This window comes from Pseudomonas spirodelae, assembly GCF_034653255.1.
In the GTDB taxonomy this organism is placed as follows: domain Bacteria; phylum Pseudomonadota; class Gammaproteobacteria; order Pseudomonadales; family Pseudomonadaceae; genus Aquipseudomonas; species Aquipseudomonas spirodelae.
On record NZ_JAYEET010000029.1, the window covers coordinates 16,679 to 27,382 of the forward strand.

10 protein-coding genes, 2 tRNA genes and 1 rRNA gene are annotated in these 10,704 nt (G+C 56.1%); 9 read left to right on the forward strand and 4 right to left on the reverse strand.

Annotated elements, in window-relative coordinates:
- The 3 genes from queC (at window position 1) to nadA (ending at window position 2,034) form a co-directional block, all read left to right on the forward strand.
- Window positions 1–675, forward strand: coding sequence for a 7-cyano-7-deazaguanine synthase QueC (gene queC, locus SOP97_RS09270; protein ID WP_322949026.1), 675 nt, complete (start codon window positions 1–3; stop codon window positions 673–675).
- A 58-nt stretch (window positions 676–733) separates the two neighbouring features.
- Window positions 734–809 (forward strand) — tRNA-Lys (locus SOP97_RS09275).
- A 166-nt stretch (window positions 810–975) separates the two neighbouring features.
- Window positions 976–2,034 (forward strand): quinolinate synthase NadA, encoded by a 1,059-nt coding sequence (nadA, locus tag SOP97_RS09280; RefSeq protein WP_274089445.1) that lies wholly within the window; start codon window positions 976–978, stop codon window positions 2,032–2,034.
- Window positions 2,035–2,077: 43 nt separating this feature from the next.
- On the opposite strand, the gene SOP97_RS09285 is transcribed toward nadA, so the two are convergent.
- A complete protein-coding gene (locus tag SOP97_RS09285) occupies window positions 2,078–3,511 on the reverse strand; it encodes a M48 family metalloprotease (protein ID WP_322949027.1) in 1,434 nt (477 codons plus the stop codon).
- Between the two features lie 106 nt (window positions 3,512–3,617).
- Here SOP97_RS09285 and SOP97_RS09290 point away from each other — a divergent pair, with 106 nt between their 5' ends.
- Together SOP97_RS09290 and SOP97_RS09295 are read left to right on the forward strand one after the other, a co-directional pair.
- On the forward strand, window positions 3,618–3,869 hold the full coding sequence (locus SOP97_RS09290) for a sulfurtransferase TusA family protein (protein WP_274089447.1): 252 nt from the start codon (window positions 3,618–3,620) through the stop codon (window positions 3,867–3,869).
- 66 nt (window positions 3,870–3,935) lie between these two features.
- A complete protein-coding gene (locus SOP97_RS09295) occupies window positions 3,936–4,997 on the forward strand; it encodes an AI-2E family transporter (protein ID WP_322949028.1) in 1,062 nt (353 codons plus the stop codon).
- Window positions 4,998–5,051: 54 nt separating this feature from the next.
- On the opposite strand, the gene SOP97_RS09300 is transcribed toward SOP97_RS09295, so the two are convergent.
- Both SOP97_RS09300 and SOP97_RS09305 read right to left on the reverse strand, forming a co-directional pair.
- Window positions 5,052–5,525 (reverse strand): peroxiredoxin, encoded by a 474-nt coding sequence (locus tag SOP97_RS09300; RefSeq protein ID WP_322949029.1) that lies wholly within the window; start codon window positions 5,523–5,525, stop codon window positions 5,052–5,054.
- A 10-nt stretch (window positions 5,526–5,535) separates the two neighbouring features.
- On the reverse strand, window positions 5,536–6,093 hold the full coding sequence (locus SOP97_RS09305; RefSeq protein WP_274089450.1) for a glycine cleavage system transcriptional repressor: 558 nt from the start codon (window positions 6,091–6,093) through the stop codon (window positions 5,536–5,538).
- A gap of 227 nt (window positions 6,094–6,320) precedes the next feature.
- On the opposite strand from SOP97_RS09305, the gene dapA reads away from it, so the two are divergent.
- From dapA to SOP97_RS09320, 3 genes are all read left to right on the forward strand, one after another.
- The gene (gene dapA, locus SOP97_RS09310) at window positions 6,321–7,199 is read left to right on the forward strand and encodes a 4-hydroxy-tetrahydrodipicolinate synthase (RefSeq protein ID WP_322949030.1); all 879 of its coding nucleotides are present in this window, start codon (window positions 6,321–6,323) and stop codon (window positions 7,197–7,199) included.
- 17 nt (window positions 7,200–7,216) lie between these two features.
- Window positions 7,217–8,326, forward strand: a complete 1,110-nt coding sequence (bamC, locus tag SOP97_RS09315; RefSeq protein ID WP_322949031.1) for an outer membrane protein assembly factor BamC — start codon at window positions 7,217–7,219, stop codon at window positions 8,324–8,326.
- 87 nt (window positions 8,327–8,413) lie between these two features.
- Window positions 8,414–9,283 (forward strand): phosphoribosylaminoimidazolesuccinocarboxamide synthase, encoded by an 870-nt coding sequence (locus SOP97_RS09320; RefSeq protein ID WP_322949032.1) that lies wholly within the window; start codon window positions 8,414–8,416, stop codon window positions 9,281–9,283.
- A gap of 347 nt (window positions 9,284–9,630) precedes the next feature.
- On the opposite strand, the gene SOP97_RS09325 is transcribed toward SOP97_RS09320, so the two are convergent.
- Window positions 9,631–9,720: transfer RNA gene (locus SOP97_RS09325), tRNA-Ser, on the reverse strand.
- A gap of 906 nt (window positions 9,721–10,626) precedes the next feature.
- On the opposite strand from SOP97_RS09325, the gene SOP97_RS09330 reads away from it, so the two are divergent.
- Window positions 10,627–10,704, forward strand: a 16S ribosomal RNA gene (locus tag SOP97_RS09330); the annotation flags it as partial.

The window sequence follows — 10,704 nt, forward strand, 5'->3', positions numbered from 1 at the left end:
ATGAGCGAGAAGAAAGCGGTAATCCTGTTGTCTGGCGGCTTAGACTCGGCCACCGTGGTAGCGCTGGCCAAGGCCGATGGCTACAGCTGTTACACCATGAGTTTCGATTACGGCCAGCGCCACCGCTCCGAATTGCAGGCGGCTGAGCAGGTGGCTCGGCAGCTTGGAGTAGTCGAGCACAAGGTGATCGGTCTTAATCTCAATGGTATGGGCGGCTCTGCCCTAACTGACGCCAGCATCGATGTGCCGGAAGGTCCGAGTGAAGGGATTCCGGTGACTTACGTACCTGCGCGCAATACCGTGTTTCTTTCCCTCGCTCTGGGGTGGGCCGAGGTGCTGGGTGCGCGGGATATTTTCATTGGTGTGAATGCCGTGGACTACTCGGGCTATCCGGATTGCCGCCCGGAATTTATCGAGTCCTTTGAGCGCATGGCCAATCTGGCTACCAAGGCAGGTGTAGAGGGGCAGGGTTTTCGCATTCAGGCTCCGCTGCAGAATATGAGCAAGGCTGAAATCGCCCAGGCAGGTGTTCGGCTTGGGGTTGACTATGCGCTGACAGTTTCTTGTTACCAGGCTGATGAGCAAGGGCGTGCGTGTGGTAAGTGCGACAGTTGCCGTCTGCGTGCGGCTGGCTTTGTCGCCGCAGGAATCGTTGACCCTACCCGTTATTTCTAAAATATTTTCTGCAAGGTGTTGAATTCCTGAATTAAATCAGTATTATACGCCTCGCGTCGGGTCGTTAGCTCAGTTGGTAGAGCAGTTGGCTTTTAACCAATTGGTCGTAGGTTCGAATCCCACACGACCCACCATATTTCCTTCTTCGGAAGGGCAAGAAAGCCTGAAAGTTCTGATTAAAGGAATTTTCAGGCTTTTTTTTATCTGTAATTTTTATCTCGATTACCCCACCTGCGCTGCCAGCAAACTGACGGGTATACTCGAGTTCCGCGCTGATAGATCTTCACAGGGCCTGATGACATGACGCAGATTTCCGAACGCCTATTGGTGCAAGCTCACCTCGACGCTAAGCAGCCCAAGCCGCTGACGCCCGAGCAGGAAGCTTTTTACCGTGCCGAAATCGCTGCTGAGCTAAAAAAGCAGAACGCCGTATTGGTGGCGCACTATTACTGTGATCCGGTGCTGCAGGCTCTGGCCGAGGAAACCGGTGGCTGTGTTTCTGACTCGCTAGAAATGGCCCGCTTTGGCAATCAGCATGCGGCGCAGACGGTGCTCGTGGCTGGCGTCAAATTCATGGGCGAGACGGCGAAAATCCTCAACCCAGAAAAGCGCGTGCTGATGCCGACGCTGGAAGCGACCTGCTCGCTTGATCTGGGTTGCCCGGTTGAAGAGTTCTCGGCGTTCTGTGATCAGCACCCGCAGCGCACGGTGGTGGTGTATGCCAATACCTCGGCGGCGGTGAAGGCGCGTGCCGACTGGGTGGTGACCTCTAGTTGTGCCGTGGAGATTGTTGAGCACCTGATGGATAACGGCGAGAGCATTCTCTGGGCGCCCGATCAGCATCTGGGGCGTTACATCCAGAACAAGACCGGCGCCGATATGCTGCTGTGGGATGGTGCTTGTATCGTCCATGAGGAGTTCAAGGCCAAGCAGCTGGAAGACATGAAGGCGTTGTACCCGGACGCCGCTGTTCTGGTTCACCCTGAGTCGCCAACGGCCGTGATTGATCTGGCCGATGCGGTGGGCTCCACCAGTCAGTTGATTGCCGCCGCACAAGCCCTGCCGAACAAGACCTTTATCGTCGCCACCGACGCTGGCATCTTCTACAAGATGCAGCAGCTTTGCCCCGATAAGGAATTTGTGGCCGCGCCGACTGCTGGTAACGGTGCCGCTTGCCGCAGCTGTGCACATTGCCCGTGGATGGCGATGAATACCCTGCAACGCACTCTGGCGTGCTTGCGTGAGGGCAGCAACGAGATATTCGTCGACCCGGCGCTGATCCCTAAAGCGATCAAGCCGCTCAAGCGTATGCTGGATTTTACCCAGGCTGCGCGGCTCAAGTTAAGCGGCAATGCTTAAACAGCCAGTATAAAAAGCCTGGTATTCACCGGGCTTTTTCTGTCTAGCGCAGCATCTGTTCGATGATGCGCTGCTCTTCTATCAGCTCACGTTGCCTGGCATCGATGCGTGATGCCAATTGGAAGTTGTTGCTGGCGCGACGCTTGGCGAAGTCGAGTTGTTCCAGTGCCTGTTTGTAGTCGCCGACCAAGGCGAAAAACTCCCCGCGCGCTTGGTGCAGGCCGATGGTGTTGCCGCTCAGGCCGCGTACTTCTGCGACTTGGTACCAGACGTCCGGATCTTTAACGCGACTTTTCAGCATCTCATCCAGGGCGCGTTCCGCCTCTTGGGTGTGTACCTGTTTCATCAGCAGGTCGATGTGCGCCTGATTGACGGGGTAGTTGCTCGGGTAGAGGGTCAGTAACCGAGTGATTCGGCTTTGTGCGTCAGCAAGGCGGTTGCTCGCCATGTCCAGCTCAACCTGTGCCAGGTTGTAGGTCACATCGTTGGGTGAGATGTTAAGCAGCGGCTGCAGGGATTCGCGCGCCTGTTTGTATTGGCCGCTTTTCAATTGCGCAATCGCCAAGCCGTAGCGCGCGGCCTCCATGTTCGGGTTCTCATCCAGCATGCTGCGAAAGCGCTTGGCAGCGATTCCTGGTGTTTCTTCGTAGATTAACTGCACGCGCGCGCGCATCAACTGGTAGCGCACGCTGTCGGTGGCGCCTGTGGCGGTGTACTGCTCGGCGCGGTTGCGGGTGTCGGCGATGCGTGACTCCGACACCGGGTGAGTCAGGAGGAACTCCGGCGGCTTGCGGTCGTAACGATACTGGCGCATCAAACGCTCAAACATGCTGGGCATGGCGCGGGGGTCGAAGCCGGCTTTCTCCAGGTTGACCAGGCCGATGCGGTCGGCCTCCTGTTCGTTCTGGCGGGAGAAGCGCCGCTGCTCTTGAAGCGCCGCCGCCTGGGTCGTGGCGATTGCCGCGATGCCCAGGTCGCCGGCACCAGCGGCGGCAGCGACAATCCCGGCCAGCAGCCCGGCCATTACCGGGATTTGCATGCGTTGCTGGGCTTCGAGGCCTCGTGCGAAATGGCGCTGTGATAAGTGCGCCAGTTCGTGGGCCATGACTGAGGCGTATTCGGCTTCGGTCTGGGCATACAAGAACAAGCCGCCATTGACCCCGACAATCCCGCCAGGAGCCGCAAAGGCGTTGATCTGCGGGCTGTTTAGCAGGACGAACTCCAGGCGCCGATCTTGCAATTGGCTGGTTTCGCTCAATCGATACACGCTGGTCTCGACGAAGTCCTTGAGTTGCGGGTCATCCAGTTGGCTGACCTGGCCGCGTACCAGGCTCAGCCAGGCGCGACCTAGCTGATGCTCTTGCTGCGGTGAGACGATAGCCGAGCTGGCATCGCCAAGGGAGGGCAGATTGTTGGCCATGCCGGGGGTTGTCAGCAGGCAGGCGAGCGTCAATAGGGTCGGGCGCAGAAGGCTCATGCACAAAGCTCGTGTCGTACAAAGCCGTTACTGTAGCTGTCTGGCAGCTGTGCTGGCCAGGGTTGTGCGGTCTTGGTTATCCTTGCGGCCCTCTCGGAGTAGATAAATGACTGATATGCAATGGCGCGCCGAAGACTTCGACGCGCAACTGGACGCTTGTGGGCTGAATTGTCCGCTGCCTTTACTCAAGGCCAAGTTGGAACTCAATCGCCTGGTCAGTGGCCAGGTGCTGATGGTTGAGGCCACTGATGCTGGCTCGCAGCGCGACTTCCGAGCCTTCGCCAGCCTAGCGGGGCATGGTTTATTGCGTGAAGAGGTTGATGGCGGCGTTTACCGCTATTGGTTGCGTAAGGCCTAGCACGGTTGCAGTACGTATTGATTATGAGGCGGTACACATAGGGTGTCGCCCAGGTAAGGAGTCACAATGCTCAAGGTGTTTCAGGATTGGTTGCATCGCTATTTCTCTGATGAGCAGGCGGTGGTGTTGGCATTGCTGCTGATCGTCGGCTTTGCTGCCATTCTGACGCTGGGCGGCATGCTTGCACCGGTATTGACCGGTCTGGTGCTGGCGTTTTTGATGCAGGGATTGGTCAACGCCTTTGAGCGTTTGCATCTGCCGCAGGTGGCGGCGGTGTGGCTGGTATTCACCTTGTTCATGAGCATGCTGGCTCTGTTTATGCTGGTCTTGATGCCGCTGCTTTGGCAGCAACTCAGTACGCTGTTCAATGAGCTGCCGCGCATGCTCGGTGAATGGCAGTCGCTGTTTCTATTATTGCCGGAGCGCTACCCGACGCTGATCACTGATGCGCAGGTGCTGCAGCTGATTGAGGGGGTGCGTGGCGAGGCGGGTAAGTTCGGCCAGTGGGCATTATCGTTTTCCCTGTCCAGCTTGCCGATGTTGGTCAGCATCATGATCTATCTGGTGCTGGTACCGATCCTGGTGTTCTTTTTCCTCAAGGATCGCGAGCTGATTGGGTCATGGTTTCGCGGCTATTTACCGCGTGAGCGATCGCTTATTACTCTGGTTGCGCAGGAGATGAACAAGCAGATTGCCAACTATATCCGTGGCAAGGTCATCGAGATCATCATCTGTGGCGTGGTCACCTATGTGGCGTTCGCTTACCTGGGGCTTAATTACGCGGCGTTGCTGGCATTGTTTGTCGGCTTGTCAGTTGTGGTGCCGTACATCGGCGCGGTGGTCGTGACGGTGCCGGTGGCGCTGATCGGGTTGTTCCAGTGGGGCTTTGGTGATCAGTTCATTTACCTGATGGTGGTCTACGGCATCATTCAGGCATTGGATGGCAATGTTCTGGTGCCGCTGCTGTTCTCCGAGGCGGTCAACCTGCACCCGGTGGCGATCATTTGCGCGGTGTTGCTGTTTGGCGGCATGTGGGGCTTCTGGGGGGTGTTCTTTGCCATCCCATTGGCCACGCTGTTCAAGGCGGTGATCGACGCTTGGCCGCGCAGCGAGCAGGTCACTCCCTAGTCTGCGAGCAATAAAAAGCCGGTCAATGGACCGGCTTTTTATTGCGTGCGCTGCTTAGGCTTTATTCAGGGCCTGGGCGGCGGCCAGAATGGCATCGACGTGCCCTGGCACTTTGACACCTCGCCATTCCTGGCGCAGCACACCGTCTTTGTCGATCAGGAAAGTGCTGCGGTCTACGCCGAGGTATTCCTTGCCGTAGAGCTTCTTCAGCTTGATCACATCGAACAGCTGGCAAATAGCTTCATCCTTATCGGAGATCAGCTCGAAAGGAAACTGCTGTTTGCTCTTAAAGTTCTCGTGGGACTTGATCCCGTCCCGGGATACACCCAATACCACGGTGTTGGCTGCCTGAAACGCCGGGTAGTGATCACGAAAGCCCTGACCTTCGGTGGTGCAGCCAGGCGTGCTGTCCTTCGGGTAGAAATAGATCACTACCTGCTGGCCCTTGAGTGCGGACAGCTCAATGGTTTGGCCACTGGTGGCCTGAGCCTGGAAGTCGGCAACTGGTGTGTCAATTGCTACAGCCATAACGTGCTCCTTACGGGGTTTGTGGGCGCCACGGTTCTATCAGTGCGTCCAGGTTCAAAGCGTCGGCGAAATCGAGGAATTGATCGCGCAACCAGCTGATCTGCGTACCCGCGGGCAGGGTTACGGTCAGGGTGGCGTTGAGCATGGTGCCGCCGGTCTGCGGTGCTTGATAGGTGTCGCAGGTCAGGTTCTCCAGCTCAACGTGGTGGTCGAGAAAGAACTGGCACAGCTCGTTGAGGATATCCGGGCGATAAGCCGAGCTGACGTAAGCGACATAAGGTAGCGCTTGTGGGCGGGTTTCCGACGCGGCGCTGCGAATCACGTTGACCGTGAAGCTGTGTTTCTTCGCCAGTGCTGGCAGGCTTGACTCCAAGCGAGCGAGGGCATCCCAGCTGCCGGATATCTGGAGCACCAGTGCGCTGTAATCACCATGCCGGCTAAGGCGAGTGCTGACCACGGCACAACGGTTTTCGTGGCTGGTACGGCAGAGCACATTGGTCAGCTCCATGGCGTTGGGGCCGAGGGCGCTGATAAGCAGGAATTGTTCGCGAACTGGGGGGGTGGACATGCAGCCTTCCTAAACAATAGAACGATCAGTCTGCGTATGCGGGGCTGATCAAAGCCCGAAGGGTAGCGAAAAGCACCGCTTAAAGGAATGCCAGTGGGCTAGGCGGCTGAGGAATGTGCTGCACTGAACGATATTAATTGTATGTGCATGGCCTCAGTAGTTCGCCTTGTGCAAGGCAGGTGGCCCCAGTACCATTACGGCTCACTTTTTCCGGCAGGAGCAGTTGCATGATTGCGGGCAGTATGGTGGCACTGGTTACGCCCATGGATGCACAGGGTGGTCTTGATTGGGACAGCCTGAGCAAACTGGTGGATTTCCACCTGCAGGAGGGCACCAACGCCATCGTCGCGGTCGGCACTACGGGTGAGTCCTGCACGCTTGACGTGGGCGAGCACATTGAAGTGATCCGTCGCGTGGTCGATCAAGTCGCTGGCCGTATTCCGGTTATCGCCGGCACCGGTGGCAACTCCACCCGTGAGTCGGTCGAACTGACCCGTGCGGCTAAAGAGGTTGGCGCTGATGCCTGCCTATTAGTTACGCCTTACTACAACAAGCCGACTCAGGAAGGCTTGTATCTGCACTTCCGCCATATTGCCGAGTCGGTCGCCATACCGCAGATTCTCTACAACGTGCCGGGCCGCACGGTCTGCGACATGCTGCCAGAGACAGTCGAGCGTCTGTCCAAGATCGATAACATCATCGGCATCAAGGAAGCCACCGGTGATCTGCAGCGTGCTCAAGAAGTACTGGAGCGTGTTAGCAAGGACTTCCTCGTTTACTCCGGTGACGATCCCACCGCTGTTGAGCTGATGCTGATGGGTGGCAAGGGCAATATTTCCGTTACTGCCAACGTTGCTCCGCGCGCCATGAGCGACCTGTGCGCTGCTGCCATGCGCGGTGAAGCGGCTATTGCCCGCGCTATTAACGACCGCTTGATGCCGCTGCATAAGGCGTTGTTTATCGAATCCAACCCGATCCCGGTGAAGTGGGCTCTGCATGAAATGGGTCTGATACCGGACGGTATCCGTCTGCCGCTGACCTGGCTCAGTCCGCGTTGTCATGAACCGCTGCGTCAGGCCATGCGCCAGTCCGGCGTATTGGTTTAATTGAGGAATTACGACGCATGAAGCGACTCACCGGACTCTCTGCACTGGCCCTGATTATTACTGGTACTAGTGGCTGTGGTTGGATCTATGGCGAAAACGGTTATTTCCGTGACCGCGGTAGTGACTACCTCGACGCCCGCCAAACGGCCACCATGCAAATCCCGTCAAATGTTGACGCTAAGCGTATTGATCCACTGCTGCCCGTACCGCAGCAGGTAGCCACTACTACGGATAAAGGCGAGTTCACCGTGCCGCGCCCGCAGTCACTAACAGTGGCAGGCGATGCCAGTGAGTTCAGCCTGCAAAAGAGCGGCGACTCGCGCTGGGTAGTTGCGCAGCGTGTGCCGGCTGAGGTATGGCCAGTGGCGCGTCAGTTCTTTACTGATAACGGCTTCCAGATTGCTGAAGAACGTCCGCAAACCGGTGAGTTCAGCACCGCTTGGCAGCCTGTTGATGCCTTGCCTGATGCTATGGCACGTCGCATGAGTAGCGGTGTTTCTGCAGATGCTGAAACCCGTATCCGCGTTCGTATTGAGCCCGGCGTACAGCGCAACACCAGTGAAGTCTTCGTGGTCAGTGCCGAGCGTCCAGCTGGCAGCACGGCAGATGTCGCTTTCACAAATCGCAGCAGCAATCCAGGTCTCGATGCTGCGCTGCTCGATGAGATGCTCGTAAGTTTGGCGCGTAGCGCCGAGCAGGGCGGATCGGTTTCCTTGTTGGCTGCGCGCGATTATGACGCCCCAAATCGTGTCAGTCTGTCGGAAGATGGCAATGGCAACCCTATACTGAGCCTGGGCGCTGATTTTGACCGTGCTTGGTCGGGTGTTGGTCGCTCTCTGGAAATGGCCGATGTGCGTATCGACGATATCAACCGCAGTCTGGGTGTGTACTACATCAACCTGGCTGAGCGTGCGCAGAAACCAGATGAGCAGCCAGGCTTCTTCGGCAAGGTGTTCGGCAGTGCGCCCAGCAAGGAAGAAATCGACGCCCGTGCCGAGCGCTATCAGGTACGCCTGACAGCCGTAGGCGATAGCGTGCAGGTCTCCGTAGAAAAAGACCTCAACACCATCGCTCCGAGCGATGTGGCGCGTAAGGTGCTTGACCTGATTCAGGAAAACCTTGGCTGACAGCAGGTAACTGCTGCACCGGCATGATCAATAGGCGAAACCCGGCGGGTTTCGCCTGTTTTTTTTACTAAAGACGGAAATTCCGACATGAGCACAGCCACCACCCTGAGCCTGAAGAAAATCTACTCCGGCAAAGTCCGTGATCTTTACGAAATCGACGACAAGCGCATGTTGATGGTCGCCACCGACCGTCTTTCGGCATTCGACGTGATTCTCAATGAGCCGATTCCGGAAAAGGGCAAGATTCTCACGTCCATCTCCAATTTCTGGTTCGACAGGTTGGCGGCCCTGGTGCCCAACCATTTCACCGGCGACAAGGTTGAAGATGTTGTATCAGCCGCAGAGTTGCCGCTGGTGGAAGGTCGTGCTGTGGTGGCAAAACGCCTCAAGCCCGTTGCGGTAGAAGCCATTGTGCGTGGCTATATCGTTGGTTCTGGTTGGAAGGAGTACCAGAAGAGCGGCACCGTCTGCGGTATCCAATTACCCGCAGGGCTTAAGGAGGCAGCTAAACTCCCTCAGCCGATCTTTACCCCTTCTACCAAAGCTGCTGTGGGCGATCACGATGAGAACATTTCCTTCGCTCAGTGCGAAGCGATCATCGGTGCAGAGCTGGCCGTAAAAGTGCGTGACACCTCTATTGCCCTGTACAGCGCTGCAGTCGAATATGCAGCCACACGCGGCATAATCATTGCCGATACCAAGTTCGAGTTTGGTTTAGACGAAAATGGCACGCTGACTCTCATGGATGAGGCCTTGACCCCTGACTCCAGTCGCTTCTGGCCGGCTGACAGCTATGAAGAAGGCAAGAATCCACCGAGCTTTGACAAACAGTTTGTGCGTGACTGGCTGGAATCCACCGGCTGGAATAAAGAGCCGCCAGCCCCTGCGGTGCCTGCTGACATTGCTCAAAAGACTGCGGATAAATACCGCGAAGCACTGACGCGACTGACTGCATAAGTCGGTTGTGCTTGAGGGGTATCAAGTTGGTTGATACCCCTCAGGCGCCTAGTTAAAGATGCGCGATTCACGAGAAGGTGGTTTTGACCGCCTGATCCATTCTCCCGAGTCTGGCTGTACCGCGTTACCTTGAGGTGACGTGATGCGCTGATCGAGGTGCACCATAGCTCGCTGTCCTCGAGTCATAGCTTGCGACTGGTTAGTTGTGTTTCGGCCCATCGTGACCGAGGGGGTTAAGTGGTTCGCTACAGTAGTCTGGCCTGCTTAGCCAGGATGCTTGGGCGGTTTTACTTTCTACTGGGCAAGAAAAAGCCCCGCAGCTCATTGAGCTGCGGGGCTTTTTTGTATGGCGGGAAGATAGGGATTTGAACCCTAGGTGCTATCGCTAACACAACGGATTTCGAATCCGTCCCGTTCGGCCACTCCGGCATCTTCCCGTGGCGGCGCGAATAATAGCAGTTGTGTTGCGTTTGTCTAACCAAAATTGCATTTTTTTCACATACTTTCAGGTGCTTGCGATCAAGTGCCATGCGCTGGGCTGGGTTAAGGACGTTTGATCATTAAGTAGCGCCGTGTGTGCGGGGAGGGCGGTGATGGTTTGGGGTCTATATCTGCAGGTGTGAGCCGTATGTGGGGTGGTCTGCTTGAGGTGTTAGTTTTGTGACCTATCTCTTTATATAGGATGGTGTATGAGTTCGAGGATGGAGTGTTCGTCATAGCTCGCGGTCGTATTGCTGCGGCTTGTTCGGGTGTAAAGCCTTTTTGCTAAAGCCTGCGCGGGCTTGGTGCTTGCTTTATGAGGTCGGCAATTGGGTGGCCTTTATCGTGTCCTCTCTAGGTTGCGCTGCTCCTCAGGTGTATGCGGTTCCTTAAACTTCTTATAAAACAATAGGCTGGTTTATGATAAGGGGTGAAAAGCGGTGAAAGCTGCGTAGAATGCGCCGTGCTGGCATGGTGGTGGTTTGATTCTGTTGGTGGTTCGGTCGAGATGATCGAAAGCGGTAAAAGAGGCGGTTGACAGTGGTTTGAAACGCTGTAGAATTTGCCTCCCGCTGACGAGAAGCTAAATGTTGATCGAAGGCACAAGTGGTTGAGGTTGAAAAGAAATTTTCTAAATCACTTGACGTAAGATGAGGCTGCTGTAGAATTCGCGCCTCGGTTGAGACGAAAGACTTAACCACCCGCTCTTTAACAACTGAATCAAGCAATTCGTGTGGGTGCTTGTGAGGTAAGACTGCTAGTCGCAAGATTATCAGCATCACAAGTTACTCCGCGAGAAATCAAAGATGTAACCAACGATTGCTGAGCTAAGTTTAGGGTTTTCTCAAAACCCAAGCAGTATTGAACTGAAGAGTTTGATCATGGCTCAGATTGAACGCTGGCGGCAGGCCTAACACATGCAAGTCGAGCGGTAGAGAGAA